At 73.7% G+C, this 18,751-nt stretch carries 17 protein-coding genes; 12 read left to right on the top strand and 5 right to left on the bottom strand.

Features of this window, described 5'->3' with window-relative positions; all coding sequences use genetic code 11:
* Positions 1 to 2 precede the first annotated feature (2 nt).
* The gene (locus ACFWPT_RS21965) at positions 3 to 1,589 is read right to left on the bottom strand and encodes an alpha/beta hydrolase (RefSeq protein ID WP_380483601.1); all 1,587 of its coding nucleotides are present in this window, start codon (positions 1,587 to 1,589) and stop codon (positions 3 to 5) included.
* A 243-nt stretch (positions 1,590 to 1,832) separates the two neighbouring features.
* On the opposite strand from ACFWPT_RS21965, the gene ACFWPT_RS21960 reads away from it, so the two are divergent.
* The 4 genes from ACFWPT_RS21960 (at position 1,833) to ACFWPT_RS21945 (ending at position 5,661) form a co-directional block, all read left to right on the top strand.
* Positions 1,833 to 2,213 carry a PadR family transcriptional regulator gene (locus ACFWPT_RS21960; RefSeq protein WP_363624535.1) on the top strand — a complete coding sequence of 127 codons (381 nt, stop codon included), beginning with the start codon at positions 1,833 to 1,835 and terminating at the stop codon, positions 2,211 to 2,213.
* Entirely contained in the window at positions 2,210 to 2,815 is a 606-nt protein-coding gene (locus ACFWPT_RS21955) for an HAAS signaling domain-containing protein (RefSeq protein WP_380483599.1), read from the top strand. The genes ACFWPT_RS21960 and ACFWPT_RS21955 overlap by 4 nt, the downstream gene beginning before the upstream one ends.
* A 488-nt stretch (positions 2,816 to 3,303) precedes the next feature.
* Positions 3,304 to 5,130 (top strand): Ig domain-containing protein, encoded by a 1,827-nt coding sequence (locus tag ACFWPT_RS21950; RefSeq protein ID WP_380483597.1) that lies wholly within the window; start codon positions 3,304 to 3,306, stop codon positions 5,128 to 5,130.
* 126 nt (positions 5,131 to 5,256) lie between these two features.
* Positions 5,257 to 5,661, top strand: coding sequence for a hypothetical protein (locus ACFWPT_RS21945; RefSeq protein ID WP_363370708.1), 405 nt, complete (start codon positions 5,257 to 5,259; stop codon positions 5,659 to 5,661).
* Positions 5,662 to 5,665: 4 nt separating this feature from the next.
* On the opposite strand, the gene ACFWPT_RS21940 is transcribed toward ACFWPT_RS21945, so the two are convergent.
* Positions 5,666 to 6,586, bottom strand: coding sequence for a polysaccharide lyase (locus tag ACFWPT_RS21940; protein ID WP_380371880.1), 921 nt, complete (start codon positions 6,584 to 6,586; stop codon positions 5,666 to 5,668).
* Between the two features lie 288 nt (positions 6,587 to 6,874).
* Between ACFWPT_RS21940 and ACFWPT_RS21935 the strand changes: the two genes are divergently transcribed.
* Entirely contained in the window at positions 6,875 to 7,246 is a 372-nt protein-coding gene (locus ACFWPT_RS21935) for a YciI family protein (protein ID WP_380371883.1), read from the top strand.
* Complete coding sequence (locus tag ACFWPT_RS21930; RefSeq protein ID WP_380483594.1) at positions 7,243 to 8,463, top strand: RNA polymerase sigma factor; 1,221 nt, start codon at positions 7,243 to 7,245, stop codon at positions 8,461 to 8,463. The genes ACFWPT_RS21935 and ACFWPT_RS21930 overlap by 4 nt, the downstream gene beginning before the upstream one ends.
* A 65-nt stretch (positions 8,464 to 8,528) precedes the next feature.
* On the opposite strand, the gene ACFWPT_RS21925 is transcribed toward ACFWPT_RS21930, so the two are convergent.
* Together ACFWPT_RS21925 and ACFWPT_RS21920 are read right to left on the bottom strand one after the other, a co-directional pair.
* On the bottom strand, positions 8,529 to 9,191 hold the full coding sequence (locus tag ACFWPT_RS21925; RefSeq protein WP_380483592.1) for a DUF6461 domain-containing protein: 663 nt from the start codon (positions 9,189 to 9,191) through the stop codon (positions 8,529 to 8,531).
* Between the two features lie 269 nt (positions 9,192 to 9,460).
* Entirely contained in the window at positions 9,461 to 10,897 is a 1,437-nt protein-coding gene (locus ACFWPT_RS21920) for a purine-cytosine permease family protein (protein ID WP_380483590.1), read from the bottom strand.
* Positions 10,898 to 10,968: 71 nt separating this feature from the next.
* On the opposite strand from ACFWPT_RS21920, the gene ACFWPT_RS21915 reads away from it, so the two are divergent.
* The 3 genes from ACFWPT_RS21915 to ACFWPT_RS21905 all read left to right on the top strand — a co-directional run bounded on the left by ACFWPT_RS21915 (position 10,969) and on the right by ACFWPT_RS21905 (position 14,788).
* Positions 10,969 to 11,601 carry a TetR/AcrR family transcriptional regulator gene (locus ACFWPT_RS21915; protein WP_380483588.1) on the top strand — a complete coding sequence of 211 codons (633 nt, stop codon included), beginning with the start codon at positions 10,969 to 10,971 and terminating at the stop codon, positions 11,599 to 11,601.
* A 48-nt stretch (positions 11,602 to 11,649) separates the two neighbouring features.
* The gene (locus ACFWPT_RS21910; RefSeq protein ID WP_380483586.1) at positions 11,650 to 13,293 is read left to right on the top strand and encodes an amidohydrolase; all 1,644 of its coding nucleotides are present in this window, start codon (positions 11,650 to 11,652) and stop codon (positions 13,291 to 13,293) included.
* Between the two features lie 142 nt (positions 13,294 to 13,435).
* The gene (locus tag ACFWPT_RS21905) at positions 13,436 to 14,788 is read left to right on the top strand and encodes an erythromycin esterase family protein (RefSeq protein WP_380371897.1); all 1,353 of its coding nucleotides are present in this window, start codon (positions 13,436 to 13,438) and stop codon (positions 14,786 to 14,788) included.
* 37 nt (positions 14,789 to 14,825) lie between these two features.
* Here the strand turns inward: ACFWPT_RS21905 and ACFWPT_RS21900 are convergent, their stop codons facing one another.
* On the bottom strand, positions 14,826 to 15,275 hold the full coding sequence (locus ACFWPT_RS21900) for a MarR family winged helix-turn-helix transcriptional regulator (RefSeq protein ID WP_244293532.1): 450 nt from the start codon (positions 15,273 to 15,275) through the stop codon (positions 14,826 to 14,828).
* A 119-nt stretch (positions 15,276 to 15,394) separates the two neighbouring features.
* On the opposite strand from ACFWPT_RS21900, the gene ACFWPT_RS21895 reads away from it, so the two are divergent.
* The 3 genes from ACFWPT_RS21895 to ACFWPT_RS21885 all read left to right on the top strand — a co-directional run bounded on the left by ACFWPT_RS21895 (position 15,395) and on the right by ACFWPT_RS21885 (position 18,684).
* Positions 15,395 to 16,780, top strand: a complete 1,386-nt coding sequence (locus ACFWPT_RS21895; RefSeq protein ID WP_380483584.1) for an aldehyde dehydrogenase family protein — start codon at positions 15,395 to 15,397, stop codon at positions 16,778 to 16,780.
* 64 nt (positions 16,781 to 16,844) lie between these two features.
* Positions 16,845 to 17,648, top strand: a complete 804-nt coding sequence (locus ACFWPT_RS21890) for a maleylpyruvate isomerase family mycothiol-dependent enzyme (protein ID WP_380483582.1) — start codon at positions 16,845 to 16,847, stop codon at positions 17,646 to 17,648.
* Between the two features lie 124 nt (positions 17,649 to 17,772).
* Positions 17,773 to 18,684: an immunity 49 family protein gene (locus tag ACFWPT_RS21885; RefSeq protein ID WP_380483580.1), complete on the top strand. Its 912-nt coding sequence runs from the start codon at positions 17,773 to 17,775 to the stop codon at positions 18,682 to 18,684.
* The last annotated feature ends 67 nt before the right edge of the window (positions 18,685 to 18,751 follow it).

Genomic DNA, 18,751 nt, shown 5'->3' with positions numbered 1-18,751 from the left:
TCTCAGCTGCAGGTCTTCCCGTCGGACGGCACGGTGCCGTCCAGCAGGTAGGCGTCCACGGCCTGCTTCAGGCACGGGTCGCCGGTGTTGTAGCCGCCGTGGCCCTCGCCCTGGAGGGTGACGTTGACGCCGACGCCCGGGCCGAGCTGCTGCGCCATCGCGTGGGCGCCCTCGACCGGGGTGGCCGGGTCGCCGGTGGTGCCGACCACCACGATCGGGGCCGCGCCGGCGGCCGAGACGTCCGGGTGGTCGGCCTTGCCCGGCACCGGCCAGCCGGTGCAGCTCGTCAGGCCCCAGGCGGAGTAGGGGCCGAACACCGGGGAGGCGTCGCGGAACTGCGGCAGCTGCTGTTCGACGTCCTGGTCGGAGTAGCGCTGCCGGGCGTCCACGCAGTTGATCGCCCGGTTGGCGGCGCTCAGGTTGGTGTAGCGCCCCTGTGGGTCGCGCCCGAACATCGCGTCGGAGAGCTGGAGCAGTGTGTTGCCGGTGCCCTGCTGCATCGCCTCGGTGAGCCCGGCGGCCAGGACGGGCCAGGTCTCCTCGCTGTACAGGGCGGCGGCGATGCCGGTGACGGCCAGGGTCTCGGTGAGCTGCCGCCCGCTGGTGGTGGGCAGCGGGGACTGCTCCAGCTTCTGCAGCAGCGCCGTGACCGCCGCCGTGCCCTCGACGCCGCCGGCACCCGTCGGGCAGACGGCGGCCTCCTCGGCGGCGCAGGCCTTCATGAAGTTGTCGAAGGCGAGCTGGAAGCCCTTGGCCTGGCCGAGCGCGGACTGCTGCGGGTCCTTCGTCGGGTCGACGACCGAGTCCAGGACGATCCGGCCGACCTCCTGCGGGAACAGGTGCGCGTAGACGCCGCCGAGCTGGGTGCCGTAGCTGATGCCGAAGTAGAAGAGCTTCTGGTCGCCGAGCACCTGTCGCATCAGGTCGAGGTCGCGGGCGGCGCTCTCGGTGTCCACGTAGGGCAGCACCGGACCGGAGTTGTGCTCGCAGGCGGCGGTGAACTGCGCGTTGCTGGTGTCCAGCGCCTTCACCGCGTCGGGGGTCCCGGGGGTGTTGTCGATTGCCAGGCTGACGTCCATCGCCTTGTCGTCCAGGCAGCTCACCCCGGCGCTGGCGCCGACCCCGCGGGGGTCGAAACTCACCAGGTCGTAGCGGGCGTTGAGGGAGGCGTAGTCGGCGGCGAGGGCGGGCAGCGTGGCGACGCCGGAGGCGCCGGGGCCGCCGAAGTTGAACAGCAGCGAGCCGATCCGGTGCTGCTCGTCCTTGGCCCGGCTCCGGATCATGGCCAGGTCGATGGTCTCGCCGTCCGGCTTGCCGTGGTCCAGCGGCGCCTTGAGGGTGGCGCACTGCCAGTCACCGGCGGGCGCGGTGCCGCTGCCCTGCGCGGGGCTGGGGGCCGGGCAGGCCTGCCAGTCGAGATGCTGGGCCGCGAGTCCGGTCGCGGACGCGGCGGGTGAGCCGGGCGAGCCGGCCGGGGAGGTCGGCGCGGGCTCGACGGCGGAGCGGGCGTCGCCCTGGCAGCCGGCGGCACAGGCGAGCAGCAGCGCGGCCAGGCCGAAAGCGCCGGCGCCGCGGACGACGGTGTGCATGGAGCGGTCCACCTCTCGGGTTGCCGGGCGCGCCCCGGCGGACGGCGGGGCGGCGTACGCCCCGGCGCTCGGCACGGTCAACGCACCACAGACCCTAGGGGTGGTGGTGCGGTCACGCCCGTCGGAAGGGCCGGTGGAGGGGCGTGCGGCGGTCCGGCTGCCACCCGCCGTCCGGGTGAGGTCGCTCCTGCGGCCGTCGTCCGGACCGCCCACTACCTGGCGTCGCATGCTATCTTGCATCGCATGGTACCTGGCATCACACACCACGACGGCGACGCCGGTGCGGCCGACGGGCCGGTGGCGACGCAACTGCGCAAGGGCGTACTGGAGTACTGCGTCCTGGCGCTGCTGCGGGACGGCCCCCGGTACGGGGTGGAGCTGCTGCAGGAGCTCGGCCGGTTCCCGATGCTGGCGACCAGCCAGGGCACCATCTACCCCCTGCTGTCCCGGCTTCGCCGGGCCGGCCTCGCCGACACCTTCCTGCGCGACTCGGCCAGCGGCCCGTCCCGCCGGTACTACACCCTCACCGACACCGGCCGCAGCGCACTGGAGGAGTTCACCACGCTGTGGCCCGCCTTCCGCGAAACCGTCGACCACGTCCTGGCCCCGGGAGAGAACCCGTGAACAACCCCATCGAGCACCCCCTGGTCCGCGCCCACTTGGACGCGGTCGCCCGGTACACCGCCCCGCTGCCCGAGGAGCGCCGCCGCGAACTGCTCGCGGACCTGCGCGAGCACATCGAGGTCTCGCTCGCCGAGTGCGACCCCGCCGACGAGGCCGCCGTCCGGCGGGTCCTGGAGCAGCTGGGCAGCCCCCGGCAGATCGCCGACGCCGCGCTCGACGAGGAGGGCGGCGCCCGGCCGGAGCCGGAGAGCCGCGGCCGCACCGTCCGCACCCTGGTCTTCGCGGTGCTGCCGGTGCCACTGTCGTTCGTCCCGGTCATCGGGCCCCCGCTCGCGCTGGCCGCCGCCGTCATCGCCGCCAGCAGGGTCTGGCGGTCCACGCAGTGGAGCCGCCGGGAGAAGCGGCTGGCAGCCCTGCTGCTGTTCTCCCCCGTCCTGGTCACTCCGCTGGCCGGCATCGCCGCCGCCGTCGTGTCCCCGTTCGGCCTGACCGCGACAGCCGTCCTCGCCGCCTGCGTGGTGGGCTTCTGCCCCGCCCTGCTCGCGGCGTTCCTCCTGGCCCGCTCCGCCGCCCGGCTGCGCAACGCCGCACTCATGGCCTGAACCGGCTTCATCAACAAACACTGACGTTTCGCCAGCCCCCCCTGGTGATACCGAAGACCGCCTTCCCAATACCAGGGAGGCGGTCTCCACACGTCGGAGGCTCACGCTTGCGTGCGCGCCTGCCCGGCGGCTAATGTCTTACCTGTTTCTCACCATCAAATCTGTTTTGGGCCAAGGCTGTTCATACGGTTAACGGAAACCCGCATACAGTGTGTGGGCTCGGAGAATCCGAACCGCCGCCCCCTCCGCCTGGGGGCTTTTCCATTACGCGGGAATCAAGGCAACTCACTTTACCGTCAGGCTCGTTGACCCCGTTCTCCGGCGGCTGCTTTGCTTCTCGGCGGCCGAGGCGGGCCTGTTTCCCCCCGGTGATCCGTTGTGCGGCGGGTCATCCAGGCGTTCCACCGCCTCCGGCCTCTCCCTGTCCTTCGCGACCACCCGTCACCCACCGGTGCCCGGGCGGTCGGCATGAGAGAGGCAACCCTCACATGGGCCGAACCCCCACGTTCCGTCTCGCCGGACGGGCGGCGCTCACCGGCGTCGCCGCGCTCGCCCTCGCGGCGGCCGGCTTCACCGCGGCACCCGCCCAGGCGCAGCCCGACGACGCCGCGCACCCCGCGGCGTCGGCGAACCACCCGTACCGGCACGGCGCCGTCCCGCTGCGCGGCCACCAGGCCGCACCGAACGCCACCTCCGCCAACAACCTCAACTACGGTGGCGGGGCGGGCAGTCCGAGCATCGGCGTGACCACCGGACCGGAGCACGTCTACCTGGTGTTCTGGGGCTCCCAGTGGGGCAGCTCCGGCACCGACGCCAACGGCAACACCACGCTCAGCGGCGACGCCAAGGGCATGGCCCCCCGCCTCCAGCAGCTGTTCAAGGGCATCGGCGCGGGCAACGAACTCTGGTCCGGCGTCATGACGCAGTACTGCGAGGGCGTCGCCGCCGGCTCCCAGACCTGCCCAAGCAACTCCGCGCACGTCGCCTACCCCACCGGCGGCGCGCTCGCCGGCGTCTGGGTGGACACCTCCGCCGCGGCGCCCGCCTCCGCGACCGGCAACCAGATCGGCGCCGAGGCGGTCAAGGCGTCCGGCCACTTCGGCAACACCACGGCCGCGGCCAACCGGAACGACCAGTACGTCGTCGTCTCCCCCACCGGCACCACCCCCGACGGCTTCAACACCGCGTCCGGCAACTTCTGCGCCTGGCACGACTACACCGGCGACACCACGCTCACCGGCGGCGCCGTCTCCTCCCCGTACGGCGAACTCGCCTTCACCAACCTGCCGTACGTGACCGACGCGGGCTCCGGCTGCGGCCAGGGCTTCGTCAACGCGGGGACGGCCGGCACCCTGGACGGCGTCACCATCGTCGAGGGCCACGAGTACGCCGAGACCATCACCGACCAGAACCCGGCCGGCGGCTGGACCGACAGCAGCGGCGCCGAGAACGGCGACAAGTGCGCCTGGGTCAGCAGCGGCCAGGGCGCCTCGGCGAACGTCGGCTTCACCACCGGCAGCTTCGCCATGCAGTCGACCTGGGCGAACGACTTCAACAGCGGTGCGGGCGGCTGCGAGATGTCCCACCCGATCGTCGGCGGCACGACCGGCAACACCGTCACCGTCACCAACCCGGGCGCCCAGACCGGCACCACCGGCAAGGCCGTCAGCCTGCAGATCGCGGCGACCGACAGCGCCTCCGGCCAGACCCTCACCTACACGGCGAGCGGCCTGCCGGCCGGCCTGTCCATCTCCGCCTCCGGCCTGATCAGCGGCACCCCGACCACCGCCGGCACGGCGAACGTCACGGTCACCGCCAAGGACGCCACCGGCGCCGCCGGTTCCGCCGCCTTCGGCTGGACCGTCACCTCCGCGGGCGGCGGCGGCCTCACCAACGGCGGCTTCGAGACCGGCACCCTGAGCGGCTGGGCCTCCACCGGCAGCGCCGCCGCCTCCAGCGCCGCCAAGCACACCGGCGGCTACGGCGCGATGCTCGGCTCCACCGGCCCCACCACCACGTCCACGGCCAGCCAGACCTTCACCGCCCCGACCGGCAGCAGCAAGGTCGCCTTCTGGTACGACGTCACCTGCCCGGACACCGTCACCTACGACTGGGCGACCGCCACCCTCAAGGACAACACCACCAACACCACGACCACGGTGCTCGCCAAGACCTGCACCAGCGGCCTCGGCTGGAAGTCCGCCTCCGGCACCGTCACCCCGGGCCACAGCTACACGCTCACCCTCACCAACGTGGACGACAACTACCCGGGCGACCCGACCTACACCTACTACGACGACGTGACCGTCTCCTGACGGCCGCCCGTCCACGCCCCTGACGCCGCCGGGGCGGGCCACCACGGCCCGCCCCGGCGGCACCGCGTCCCAAGGACACCGCGCCCCAGCGGCACCGCACCCCGCGCCCTGTGAAGGAGGAGAGCCGTGACGGTGCGAACGCTCGCGGCAGCCGCCCTGCTCGCCCTGGCGGCCGGCTGCTCGTCGAACACCGGCCCCGCCGCACCGGGCCCGCCCGCCCTGGTGCTCGACGAGCACGCCGACGGCACGACCGTACGGGTGGCACCCGGCACCGTCATCCGGGTCGAGCTGCACAGCACCTACTGGTCCCCGGCCGCCGGCGACAGCCCGCGGACGCTGCGTCCGACCGCCACCGCGACCACCCCCGCCCCCTCCTGCCGGCCGGGCGGCGGCTGCGGCCGGGTCACCGCCGGCTTCCTCGCCGCCTCCCCCGGCACGGCCCGCCTCTCCGCCCACCGCACCACCTGCGGCGAGGCGCTGGCCTGCCCACCCGGGCAGCGGGCCTTCACCGTGACGGTGACGGTCGGCTGACGGGTCAGTGCTGGACGCCGGAGGACAGCGAGAAGTCCGCGAAGTAGGCACGCTGGGTGCTCGCCGGGCCCCAACTGGTGTCGTGGCCGCCGTAGAAGGTGGAGAAGAACACGCCACCGAAGGGGATCCCGCCGATGCCCGAGGCCACCCCGCGCGCCGCGTAGACCTGGCGGCCGTCGTACCAGACGGTGACGTCCCCGGTGCCGCGGTCGACCAGCTGCTCGACGCTGTGCCACGCGCCGTCGGCCTGGAACCGCCAGTCGCCGAGCCCCTCGTCCACCCCGTAGCCGGTCGGGCCGGAGTTGGTCGGGGTGTAGAGGTAGACCTCGCCGTTGTCCGGCACGCCCTTGGCGCCGCGCCACATGTAGCGCGTCGACCAGCCTGCGCCGTGGTTGCCGCCCGACTCCTCGCCGATCCTGCCGCCGTACAGTCCGGGCAGCTTCCCCGCCTTGCCCCAGTCCCGGCCGGCCGGGAACTTGAGGGAGTACTTCAGGTCCAGCGTCTTGCCCTGGGCCAGGGCGGACAGGCCCAGGCTGGTCAGATCCGTGTAGAACTGTCCGCCGCCCGGGTTCGGGCAGTCTGCGCACTGGTTGGAGGAGGACCCGGCCCCGTAGATGACCTGGAGCGCCGAGCCGCCCCCGGGAGCGGCCGCGTCGTCGACCGCGCTCAAGTCCGAACCGCCCCACGTCCCCTGGTCGGCCGCGCCCCAGGCGTGCTTCCACTGGTCCGTCCCGTAACCGCGGAACTGGCCGGTCCAGGCCGTCTTCCCGCTCGCCACCGCGGCCGGCGCGGCTCCCCTCGCTCCCTCGGACCCCGAGGCGGCCGGCGCGGCGATCGAGGCCGCGGCGGGCGACGTCGACGGGGCGCAGGCGGCCAGGGCGGCGGCCGCGAGCACCGCTCCGAACACACGACGAGTGCTTTTCATGACTGCCCCTCCCGACGGGACCGGGCCGGGACGGCCCACCCGCTCCATGTGACGCTCCGCCACCGGGTAACAGTAGCGGCGCCCGATGTGACGTGACCATCACACTCCCGGGTGACAGCGGGGCGGGCTCCCCGGCCCCCGGCCCTCCCGAGGCGGGCGAGGTGCGAGGTGGCGCTGCGGCCGCGAAGATTCCTCCGAATGTCCGGCGGAGGACGTCAAGACCGCGGCGACGGCTCCGACCACCGGTCGAGGAGCCCAGCCGGGCCCGCGAACCACGAGGAGCACGAGATGAAGTTCCTGATCAGCCTGCACATCAACCCGGCCGTGATGGACGCGCTGACCGACGAGGAGAAGGCGGCGATCGGCCACGGCCACGGCGAGTTCATCGAGGCGCTGAAGGCGTCCGGAGAGCTGATCACCACCCAGGCACTGGTCGATCCGACCCAGGCCGCCGTGGTGACCGTGCGCAACGGCCAGCCGGTGGTGACCGACGGCCCGTTCCTGGAGGCCAAGGAGTACCTGGGCGGCTTCTACCTGATCGACTGCGAGGACAAGGAGCGGGCGATCGCGCTGGCGGCGCGGATCCCGGACACCGCGATCGAGGGCCTGGGGGTCGAGGTGCGGCAGGTGATGTTCGCCGACGGACACTTGGAGGCATGACAGCACCGGACTTCGAGGACCTGCTGCGTGCGCTCACGCCGCAGGTCCTCGGCACCTTGGTTCGCCGGTACGGCCGGTTCGAAGGGTGCGAGGACGCCGTCCAGGAGGCCGTTCTCGCCGCCACCCTGCAGTGGCCGTCCGAGGGGATGCCGGACAATCCGCACGGCTGGCTGGTGACCGTCGCGGCCCGGCGGCTCATCGACCAGTTGCGCCGCGACCGCGCGCGCCGCGAACGGGAGTCGGCAACGGCCGCCGAGGTGGTGCCGCCGGAGGTGCCGGACACCGACGACACGCTCGTCCTGCTGTTCCTGTGCTGCCATCCGACGCTCACCGCGGCCTCCCGGACCGCCCTGACGCTGCGGGCGGTCGGCGGTCTGACCACCGCCGAGATCGCCCGCGCGTTCCTGGTGCCGGAGGCCACCATGGCGGCCAGGATCAGCCGGGCCAAGCAGCGCATCAGGGCCGCCGGCAGCTCGTTCGCCCTGCCGGACGGCGCGGAGCGCGAGGAACGGCTGCGAGTCGTGCTGCACGTGCTCTACCTGATCTTCAACGAGGGCTACACCGCCACCTCCGGGCCGGAGTTGCACCGCCCCGACCTCGCGCGCGAGGCGATCCGGTTGACCAGGACGGTGCACGCGCAGCTGCCCGGGGACGACGAGGTGACCGGGCTGCTCGCACTGATGCTGCTGACCCACGCCCGCCGGGAGGCCCGGACCACCCCGGCCGGCGACTTGGTGCCGCTGGACGAGCAGGACCGCAAGGCCTGGGACCGGGCGCTGATCGACGAGGGCGTCGGACTGGCCGAGGCGGCGCTGGCCGGCCCGCCCCTGGGGCCCTACCAGTTGCAGGCCGCCATCGCGGCCACGCACGCCGACGCGGCCACCGCCGAGGAGACCGACTGGCCCCAGGTGCACGCCCTCTACCTGATCCTGGAACGGATCGCGCCCAACCCGATGGTCACCCTCAACCGGGCGATCGCGCTCGCCGAGACGGACGGCCCGGCCGCCGGGCTGGCCCTGCTGTCCGCCCTGGACGGTGACGGGCGGATGGCCGGGCACCACCGGCTGCTGTCCGTCCGGGCGCACCTGCTGGAGAAGGCCGGCGACCCGGCCGGCGCCCACGAGCACTACCGGCGCGCCGCGAAGGCCACCGCCAGCCTCGCCGAGCGGCGCTACCTGGAGGCCCGGGCCGCCCGGACCGGGCCACGCTCCGACTGAACACGCGTCCGGGGCGTCCAAAACGTCCAGCGCGCGGCCGGGGCGGGCCCGGGGCCGGCCCCGGCTCAACGACCCGGCGGATCCATCCCCGGCCTGCCCCGCACCGCGTACGCCGTCAGCCGCAGTTCGCCGAGGACGGCCCGGGGCAGGCTCAGCCCGAACCGCCGCCCGACCGCGCCGAGGGTGCGGCGGCGGACGGCCGCGGGCGGCTCGCCCCCGGGACCGCGGGTGATCCCGTCGGGCTCCAGGACGCCTGCGGCGACCAGCTCGGGGACCAGCAGGTCGGGCTCCCGGCCCCAGCGCCAGCGCTCCTCGGCGAGGCCGAACCCGCACAGCACGGCGCCGTCGCGGGCGTAGTCGAGCAGCGCCGGCGGGTGGTCCGGCATCGGGCGGAAGTGGACCACCTCGACCCCGTCGCGCGCTATCTCGGTGAGCCGTTCGCCGCCGGTGGAGTCGCCGTACTCGACCGCGAAGGACCAGTCACCGGACTCGCCGACCCGGATCACGCCGTCGCCGTCGTCGCTCGGGCGGAACACCTCGATGTCGAGGTCCCACACCTCGGTGCCGCTGAGCGGCCCGGCCGCGGCGGCCGGATCGGCGCCCATCCGGCGGGCGAGCTCCTGCGGCGGTATCCCCCGGGCGAACAGGACGCCGTCGACGGAGCGCCCGGCGTCCGCGAGCCACCGGATGCCCTCCTCGCCCCCCGCCCCTTCGGTACCGTCCGTCATGACGCCCCCTCACCTCGCGCCGGCCCGCGTGGCCGCCGCCGGTCCGCACCCTAACGGACGCCACTGACACTGATAGTTCTAACCGGGTCCCTGGTGGTCGTGGCTCTGCCACTGACTGACGCCCTGCTGGGCTGTCCTCCGGTTGTTCTGTCCGGCTGCCGGGGCCCGTTCAACCGGCGGCCCCCGGAAGCGTCCCGGCCGGTCGACCTCAGCACCCTTCGGAGGAAGGGCAGTTCGACGGGGGCCGTCGGACGGCCGCGCTCAGGCGCTCAGGCGCCCCGGCGGTTCAGCTTCCCGCGCATCAGCACCGCGTACACCGCCGCCGCGACGACCATGCCGACCGGCAGCGCGAGGTCCGCGCCGACGAGCGCGGCCACCGGCCCGGTGTACAGGGTGTCCACGCACAGCGCGGCGCCGGCCACCCCGGCCGCGAGGGCGAGCGCACCGGCCGGGTTGACGCCCGCCCGGTACCAGAAGGGGCTGCCAGGGGTCTCGTCCGTGAGCGCGCGGCCGTCGTAGCGGTTGCGGCGCAGCAGGATGTCGGTGGCGTAGATCGCGGTGCTGGGGCCGAGCAGGACGACGGTCAGCTGGAGCACGTTGCTGACGGTGTCGAGGAAGTTGGAGACCAGCAGCGCGTACAGCGTGAGGCAGACGGCGACGGTGCCGTCGACGAGCACGCTGAGCGTGCGGCGGATCCTGATGCCGACGGCTTGCAGGGCGAGGCCGGCGCTGTAGGCGGTGAGCGCGTTGACCGCGATCGTGCCGACGACCAGGGCGAGCAGGAAGACCGGGTCGAACCAACCGGGCAGGATCCGCTGGAGGGCGGCCTGCGGATCCGTCATGTCGACGGCGCTGGCGGCGAGTACGCCCAGGCCGCCGACGGCGACGCTGGGCAGGAAGCCGCCGAGGGCCGTCCAGCCGAGGACGGCGCGCGGGGAGGTGGTGTGCGGCAGGTAGCGGGAGAAGTCGGCGCTGGTGGTGTAGGACAGCGGGCCGGAGGCGATCAGGGTGACGCCGGCCAGGACGGCGGACCACAGGCGGGTGCCGGAGAGCGGTTCGGCGGGCGCGTAGCCGAAGTCGGCGTGCCGGAGCACCACGTACCCGACGACGGCGAAGGCGGCGGCGAGCGCCAGGGTGATCGGCAGGTAGAGCCGGAGGATCGCGGCGTGGCCGTAGACGCTGATGGTGAGCGTCACCACGACGATGGCCACCACGATGGCGATCTTGATCGGGGTGGTCGGGGTGATCCCGGCCTGCTCGGCGAGCGAGAACGCGGCGACGGCGGCCGCGGCGAGGTTGAGCGCGAAGTAGCAGACGGAGATCATCCAGCCGGTGACGGCGTTGTTCACGCGGTTGCCGAGGACGCCGTACATCGCGCGGGTGATGACCTCGCTGGGCGCGCCCGCGGCCGGTCCGGAGACCGCCAGCAGGCCGGTGCCCAGCCAGAACAGGTTGCCGACGACGACCACCGCGAACGCCTGGAGCAGGTCGAGCCCGGCCAGGACGAGGGCGCCGCCGACGACCAGGTTGAGGTAGTTGACGCTGGCCGCCGCCCAGACGGGGAAGAGTTCGCGGGCGCGGCCGCGCCGTTCGGTCTCGGGGATGTGGTCGATGCCGTGGACCTCGACCCGGCCGGCCCGCTCCTGCTGGAGCGGCGCGGCGGCGCGGGTGTCGGGGTGGGGGTGGTCCGGGAGCGTGGACGCCATTGGGGGCCCTCCGTGGGGGTGTCGTGCCCACCTGCTTGCTTATTGGTCGCACACTCAATAGCATCCGGCACATGACGTCAAGCGTTCAGCGCAAACGGGTCCGCAAATCCGCCGACGACCGGCGGGCGGAGATCGTCGGGGCAGCCGCCGCCGCCGCCCTCACCGAGGGCCTGGAATGCATCACGCTGCGCAGGATCGCCGAGCAGCTCGACGTCCGCCCCGGTCTGATCAGCCACTACTTCCCCGCCGTCGAGGACCTCGTCGCCGAGGCCTTCGGCAGCGCCGCCACCGCCGAACTGGAGACGCTGCTGCCCGCCGACCCGCACGACGGGTCGCCACTGCACCACCTCGCACGGTTCTTCGCCCGCGCCACCGGGCCGGCCTACGACGACATGAGCCGGCTCTGGATCAACGCCCGCCACCTCAGCCGCTACCGGCCCGTCCTGCGCGACCGGGTCCTGGAGCAGCAGGCCGGCTGGCGCGGACGACTCGGCGGCGTCATCGAGGCAGGCGTCACCCAGGGTGAATTCCGCACCGAGGACGTTGATGTGACGGTCCTTCAGATCCTGGTCGTGATCGACGGCCTCGCCGCCCACGCCAACACCGGCCTGCGCGACCACCCTTCCGCCGTCACCCGGCTCGCCGTGGCCACCGCCGAACGCGAACTCGGCCTGCCCGACGGCTCCCTCACCTGGAAAGACTGACCACTCCGCCCCTCAACTCCCCCACCCCGCAGCACCGTTGGAGCCGATGTGCGCACCTCCCTCGTCCTCCTGTCCGCCCGCCTGCTCGACCCGGCGACCGGCGGCCCCCTCCCGCAGACCGCCCTGGCCGTCGCCGACGGCCGGATCGCCGCCCTCGGCGACGACCGGGAGATCCGCCGGCTCGCCGACGCCGCCACCACCGTGATCGACCTGAAGGGCGCCGTCGTCACCCCCGGGCTGGTCGACGGGCACCTGCACCCGGTCACCGGCGCCGAACTCACCCACGGCCTCGACCTCTCCGGCTGCACCGACCTCGCCGGGGTCCGCGCCGCCCTCGCCGCCGAGGTCCGCACCCTCGCCCCCGGCGCCTGGCTGCACGCCTGGGGCCTGGACCCGAACGTCTTCGGCGACCGGCCGGTGGAGTCCGCCGCGCTCGCGCCCGTCCTCGACGGCGTCCCGGCGCTGCTCCAACTCTTCGACGCCCACTCCATGCTCGCCAGCCCGCGCGCCCTGGAACTCGCCGGCGTCGACGGCCCGCGCAGCTTCGCCCAGGCCGCCGAGGTGGTCTGCGACGCGACCGGGCGCCCCACCGGCCTGCTGCTGGAGGACGCCGCCTGCGAACTGGTCGAACGCGCCGCCCCGCAGCCGACCCGGGCCGAACGCCGTGCCCGCCTGGCCGCCGCGCTCGCCGCCATGGCCGCCGCCGGCCTCACCGGCGGCCACGCGATGGACGCGAACGGCGACAGCCTCGACCTCTACACCGAACTCGACGAGGCGGGCGGCCTGCCGCTGCGGCTGCGGGTCGCCCCCTGGTGCCAGCCCGGGGTGGACGCGGACGGGCTACGTGCCCTCGTCGAACAGCAGCACCGGGGCGGCCGGCTCTGGCGGGTCGACGGCGTCAAGCTGTTCATGGACGGCACCATCGACAACGGCACCGCCTGGCTGGAACGCCCGGACTGCCACGGCGAGTCCACCCACGCGTTCTGGCCGGACCCGGCGGAGTACACCCGCGTCATCGCGCACCTGCACCGCGCCGGCGTGCCGACCGCCACCCACGCCATCGGCGACGCCGCCGTCCGCCACGCGCTCGACGCCGTGGCCGCGGCCTCGGCGCAAAGGCCGGAGGCGGCCGCCGCCGGGGCGCGAACCGTCCGGCACCGGATCGAACACATCGAGACCGTCCCGGACTCCGTCGTGCGGCGCTTCGCCGAGCTGGGCGTGACCGCCTCCATGCAGCCCACCCACTGCTGCGACTTCACCCGGGCCGACCACACCGACAACTGGTCCCGCCGCCTCGGCGAGGAGCGCGCCGACCGCGCCTGGCGCTGCCGCGACCTGTGGGACGCGGGCGCCACCGTCGTGCTCGGCTCGGACTGGCCGATCGCCCCCTACCCGCCGCTCGGCGTGCTGGCCGGCGCCCGCCACCGCCGCCCGAGCCGCGACCTGACCCAGCCGCCGCACCACCCCGGGCAGGCGCTCACCGCCCTGGAGGCGCTGCGGGCGATGACCGTCAACGCCGCGCACGCGGCCGGGGAGGAGCAGCAGGCCGGCCGGATCGCCGTCGGGCACCGCGCCGACCTCACCGCCTTGGCCGCCGACCCGCTCACCACCCCCGCCACCGAACTGCCGGACGTCCCCGTGCTGCTCACCGTCCTGGACGGCCGCCCGACGCACCGCGCCGCGGCGCTCTGACCCACCGGGCGGAGCCCGCATCGACGCAGGTCGGGGGTTATCCCCCCGAAGAACCCGGCGGTCGGCCCCAGCGCGCCGCACCCCCGCCGCGAACGATGATCATCTCACCGAGCTTTCGGGACAAGGAAACTGAGGAGAGATCATGACCACGGTGAACAAGCGGCGGATCGGCCGGCGCGGGCTGATCGCGGCGACGGTGGCGGCCGCCACCACCGCCCTGCTGGCCCCGGTGGCCTCCGCCGCTCCCGCGGCGGACGGCCAGCGGAGCACGGTGGTCCGCGCGTTGGAGCGGTCCGCGCACCCGCTGCGGTCGACCGAGCCCGGCGGCAGCACCAGCGACCTGCGGGCGCTCGGCGCGATGGTCGGGGACGCCAAGGTGGTGGGCCTCGGCGAGGCCACGCACGGCTCGCACGAGTTCTTCACCATGAAGGAGCGGGTCTTCCGCTACCTGGTCCAGGAGAAGGGCTTCACCACCTTCGCCCTGGAGATGAGCTGGTCGGCGGGCCTGAAGATCGACAAGTACCTCCAGGACGGCAAGGGCGACGCCCGGCAGATCGTCAAGGACGAGCTGGGCCAATCACCGTGGGAGCGCCAGGAGTTCGTGGACCTGATCAGCTGGATGCGCGAGTACAACCGCCAGCACCCGGAGCGCCCGGTCCACTTCATGGGCGACGACGTCGGCGCCCCCAAGCTCGGCGAGGAGGTCTTCGCCCGGGTCGACGCCTACCTGCGAAAGACCGACCCCGCGGCCCTGGCGCGCGTCGACGGGCTGTACGCGGGCCTGCGCCCGCTCGACGACACCGTCGCCTACCTGATGAACCGGCCGGTGGCCGAGCGGAAGGAGAACGCCGCCAAGGCGCAGCAGGCGCTGGACCTGGTCACCGCCGCCAAGGGCGCCGGCGGCGAGGAGTACGACTGGGCCGTGCAGCACGCCCGCATCATCGCCCAGACCTTCGCCTTCGCCACCTTCGAACTCACCGACAAGGCCTCGGTGAACGCCGCGGAGGTCCTCCGCGACCAGGCCATGGCCGACAACACCGCGTGGTGGCAGCGCCACACCGGCGACCGGATGCTGCTCTCGGCCCACAACGGGCACGTCGGCTACCTGGCCAGCGATCCCGAGATGTACCCCAGGACGCAGGGCGCGATCCTGCGCGACACCCTCGGCCCGGAGTACCTGAACATCGGGTTCACCTTCGACCGGGGCTCCTTCCTCACCATGGGCGCCGCCCTCGGCACCGACTGGGAGAAGAACACCGTGCCCGCGGCCACGCCCGGCATGAACGAGTACACCCTGGACCAGGTCCGCCGCCAGGACTACTACGTCGACCTGCGCACCGCCCCGCGCGTGGTCCGCGACTGGCTGGACACCGCCCGCCCCGTCTACGAGGCCGGGTCCACGTTCACGAAGGACCCGCTGCCCTCCGTCGCCCTCGGGCGGGCCCACGACGTCCTCATCCACCTCCACCAGGTCCACGAGGCCGAGAAGCTCTGACCTGACTCCGGCCCCGCCTCGGACCGGCGGCCCGGCCTCAGGCCGGCGGGGCCGCCGTCTCGGGGAACGCCCGGTCCAGCAGCGCGCCCAGGGCGGCCCGGTCCTGGCCGGAGAGCTGTTCCAGCGCGGTCAGGCCGGACATCAGGTCGGCCCGGATCAGCCGGACGGTCTGCTCGCCCCGGTCGGTCAGGGCGATGCTCTTGACCCGGCGGTCGGCGGGGTCGGGCTCGCGGCGGACCAGGTCGCGGCCCTCCAGCCGGTCGACGATGCCGGTGACGTTGGAGGCGTCACAGGACAGCAGGCCGGCGAGGGCGCGCATGGAGCGCGGCCGGGTGAGCAGGCTGAGGGTCTTGCCCTGCATCAGGGTCAGCCCGTGCCCGGCCGCGGCGGAGGCGAAGTGGCGGTAGTAGGCCGCGGCCACCCGGGCGAGCTGATCCATCAGCTCGATCGGCGTGGCCGGTGGGTCCGGGTGGGGGTTCTGGTGCACGGTGTCGAGCATAGGCACATTGCTTGACATCCTCAACCATTGAGGTTTACCGTCCAAGAATGCTTGAGGTCATAAACCATCGACGTCCTCAAGCCAGCTGGAAGGACCCCGAGACCCTCATGAACCACACCCCCGCCGCCACCCCGGAAGCCGCTCCCGAAGCCACGCCGGGAGCCGCCCCGGAAGCCCCGGAGACCGCCCCGGAGACCGCCGCCGCCACGGTCGCCCGCCTGCGCGCCACCTTCGACACCGGCCGGACCAAGCCGCTCGCCTGGCGCCAGGCCCAGCTGGCGGCGCTGCGCTCGCTGCTCACCGAGCAGTCCGAGGCGTTCCTCCAGGCCCTGCACGAGGACCTCGGCAAGAGCACCGCCGAGGCCTACCGCACCGAGATCGGCTTCACGCTCAACGAGCTCGACCACACCGTCACCCACCTGGAGCAATGGCTGCGGCCGAAGCCCGCCGGCGTGCCCGAGTTCTTCCGGCCCGCCGCGGCCCGCGTGGTGCGCGACCCGCTCGGCGTGGTCCTGATCATCGCGCCCTGGAACTACCCGCTCCAGCTCGCCCTGTCCCCGCTGGTCGGCGCACTGGCCGCCGGGAACGCGGCCGTCCTCAAGCCCAGCGAGCTCGCCCCCGCGACCTCCGCCGCGCTCGCCCGGCTGCTCCCGCGCTACCTCGACCCGGCGGCCGTCGCGGTCGTCGAGGGCGCCGTCCCGGAGACCACCGCACTGCTGGAGCAGCGCTTCGACCACATCTTCTACACCGGCAACGGCGCCGTCGGCCGGATCGTCATGACGGCCGCCGCCCGGCACCTGACCCCGGTCACCCTGGAACTCGGCGGCAAGAGCCCGGTGGTGGTCGAACCCGACGTCGACCTCGCGGTCACCGCCCGGCGGATCGCCCGGGGCAAGTTCCTCAACGCCGGCCAGACCTGCGTCGCCCCCGACTACGTCCTCGCCATCGGCGAGAGCGCGCCCGCGCTGGAGGCCCACCTCGCCGACGCCGTCCGGGAGCTGTACGGCGACGACCCGGCGGCCGGCGGCGAGTACGGCCGGATCGTCAACGAGCGCCACTTCGACCGGCTCACCGCGCTGCTCGGCGACGGTCGGACCGTCACCGGCGGCACCCACGACCGCGCCGACCGCTACCTCGCCCCGACCGTCCTCGCCGACGTCTCCCCCGAGGCCCCCGTGATGCGGGCGGAGATCTTCGGCCCGATCCTGCCCATCGTCGCCGTGCCCGACCTCGACGCGGCGATCGCCTTCATCAACGAGCGCGACAAGCCGCTCGCCCTCTACGCCTTCACCGAGTCCGCGCACACCAAGCAGCGGCTGACCGAGGAGACCTCCTCCGGCGCGCTCACCTTCGGACTGCCGGTCTCCCACCTCGCCATGCCCGAGCTGCCGTTCGGCGGCGTCGGCGAGAGCGGCATGGGCCGCTACCACGGCGAGTACTCCCTCGACACCTTCAGCCACGCCAAGGCCGTCGTCGACAAGCCCCTCGCCTGACCGCTTCCCCCTCGTCCGACCGCTTCCCCCCGCCCCGCCACCCCGACACCGAGCGAGCACCCTCATGACCACCATCGACCACGGCGCCGCCGTCGCCGCGGAGACCGCCCGCCTCGTCGCCGCCCTCCAGGACGCCGACCCGACCACCCCGGTGCCCACCTGCCCCGGCTGGACACTGACCGACCTCACCCGCCACACCGGCAGCGTGCAGCGCTGGTTCACCGTCCTGCTCCGGCAGCGGATCCAGCAGCCGCCCCGCAGCCGCGAGGTCGACCTGCGGCTGCCCGCCGCGCCGGACGGCTACCCCGCCTGGCTGGCGGAGGCCGCGGCCGAGGCCGGCGCCGCGTTCGCGGAGACCGACCTCGACGCCCCGATGTGGGCCTGGGGCGCCGACCAGCACGCCCGCTTCTGGGTACGGCGGATGCTGTTCGAGACCCTGGTGCACCGCGCCGACGCGGAACTCGCCCTCGGGCGCACCCCGGTGCTCGACCCGGAGCTGGCCGCCGACGGAGTGTCCGAATTCCTCACCAACCTGCCCTTCGCCGCCTTCTTCGCCCCGGGGATCGCCGAACTGCGCGGCGCGGACCGCACCATCCGCTTCACCCGCACCGACGGCAACGCCACCGACGGCAACGCCACCGACGCGGACGGCGACTGGCTGATCCGCCTGCGGCCCGACGGCTTCGGGCTCGACGGCTTCGGGCTCGACGCGAACGGCCCGGGCCCGGAGGCCGACGCGACCGTACGCGCGAGCGCCGCCGATCTGCTGCTGCTCCTGTACGGCCGGCTCGACCTGGCCTCCGCCCGCCTCGACGTGCGCGGGGACGAGGAACTGCTCGCGCACTGGTGCGCCAACTCGGCGTTCTGACCTGCCCGGACGAGGGGCGGCGGCCCGGCCGCCGCCCCTCCCCCGTACGGGTGATCGACTGTCAGCGGCCGGTGCTAGCGTGCCGTTCCGTCAACAGACGATCAAGGAAAGGCGGCATCGGATCGTGGACGTCGACGTCACGCGCCACCAGGTCGCGCCCCAGCGGATCACCCAGGCCCTGGAGGGCATCGAGGACCGGGCCCTCGCCAGTTGGTACCGGATCCACTACGGCCGCCTGGCCATCAAGGAGATCCGGACGATGGGCGAGGAGCTCCTCGACCACATCGGCGCGCTCACCCTGGGGGGCCGGCCGCTCAGCGGTTACCCCGACCGGGTCATCCTGGAGACCGCGGCCGAGTGCTCCCTCGGCGTGCTGTCCCTCGGCTGCTTCCCGCGCGGCGACTTCGAGGTCCCCTTCCCGTTCATCGGCGAGACGCTGACCAGCGAAGAGACCGGCTTCGGCGACACCGTCGACTTCGCCCCCACGGCCGCCACCTGGGTCGACGCCTTCGCGATGTGCGTGATCAGCGGCCTGATCCAGGAGCGCCACCGCATGCTCGGCCCGCTGCTGAAGGACGACTACGGGCCCTCGGTCCGCAAGGGCCTGCCCTACTCGGACCTGGACTCGACCTCCGATCCGGCGAGCCTCGCCGAGTTGGACGCGCTCTGCTCCTACCTCTACGTCGTGCCGACCGCCGTCTCACCCTGGGTCGCCCCCGGCCCCGTGCCCCTGCGCAAACCGGACGCCGAGGAGCGCACCGCGGCCGCCCGGGCGCTGGACGCCGCCGGTCGGCTCACGCCGGACCAGCAGTTGCTGCGCGTCCTGCTCGACGACGACCAGAGCACCTTCGAGCGGGCCCTCGCCGCCCGCCTCGACCAGCACCGCGAGAGCAGCGCTCCGGACGCGGCCCCGCGCAGCCTGCTCCCGGTCATCCCGATCGCCCTGGCCGCACTCGCCGTCCAGGCACACGGCTGGCAGCTCGGCCTCTCCTCCGGCTACCTCCCGGCGACGCTCATACAGCCCCCGTCGCTCTGACCGCCCCACCGAAGCCGCCCGTCCGTCCGCCTGCCTGTCCGTCCGCCTGCCTGTCCGTCCACGGAGT

Source organism: Kitasatospora sp. NPDC058478, from assembly GCF_042720345.1.
Taxonomy (GTDB): domain Bacteria; phylum Actinomycetota; class Actinomycetes; order Streptomycetales; family Streptomycetaceae; genus Kitasatospora.
Note: the sequence above shows the minus strand (reverse complement) of the source record. Positions and strands in the feature narration are given on the sequence as shown.

What these genes read in the sequence shown, in the direction of transcription:
- ACFWPT_RS21965 (WP_380483601.1), bottom strand. Translation starts at nt 1,589, where the DNA reads ATGCACACCGTCGTCCGCGGCGCCGGCGCTTTCGGCCTGGCCGCGCTG.
- ACFWPT_RS21960 (WP_363624535.1), top strand. Translation starts at nt 1,833, where the DNA reads ATGGTACCTGGCATCACACACCACGACGGCGACGCCGGTGCGGCCGAC.
- ACFWPT_RS21950 (WP_380483597.1), top strand. Translation starts at nt 3,304, where the DNA reads ATGGGCCGAACCCCCACGTTCCGTCTCGCCGGACGGGCGGCGCTCACC.
- ACFWPT_RS21940 (WP_380371880.1), bottom strand. Translation starts at nt 6,586, where the DNA reads ATGAAAAGCACTCGTCGTGTGTTCGGAGCGGTGCTCGCGGCCGCCGCC.
- ACFWPT_RS21935 (WP_380371883.1), top strand. Translation starts at nt 6,875, where the DNA reads ATGAAGTTCCTGATCAGCCTGCACATCAACCCGGCCGTGATGGACGCG.
- ACFWPT_RS21930 (WP_380483594.1), top strand. Translation starts at nt 7,243, where the DNA reads ATGACAGCACCGGACTTCGAGGACCTGCTGCGTGCGCTCACGCCGCAG.
- ACFWPT_RS21925 (WP_380483592.1), bottom strand. Translation starts at nt 9,191, where the DNA reads ATGACGGACGGTACCGAAGGGGCGGGGGGCGAGGAGGGCATCCGGTGG.
- ACFWPT_RS21920 (WP_380483590.1), bottom strand. Translation starts at nt 10,897, where the DNA reads ATGGCGTCCACGCTCCCGGACCACCCCCACCCCGACACCCGCGCCGCC.
- ACFWPT_RS21915 (WP_380483588.1), top strand. Translation starts at nt 10,969, where the DNA reads ATGACGTCAAGCGTTCAGCGCAAACGGGTCCGCAAATCCGCCGACGAC.
- ACFWPT_RS21905 (WP_380371897.1), top strand. Translation starts at nt 13,436, where the DNA reads ATGACCACGGTGAACAAGCGGCGGATCGGCCGGCGCGGGCTGATCGCG.
- ACFWPT_RS21895 (WP_380483584.1), top strand. Translation starts at nt 15,395, where the DNA reads ATGAACCACACCCCCGCCGCCACCCCGGAAGCCGCTCCCGAAGCCACG.
- ACFWPT_RS21890 (WP_380483582.1), top strand. Translation starts at nt 16,845, where the DNA reads ATGACCACCATCGACCACGGCGCCGCCGTCGCCGCGGAGACCGCCCGC.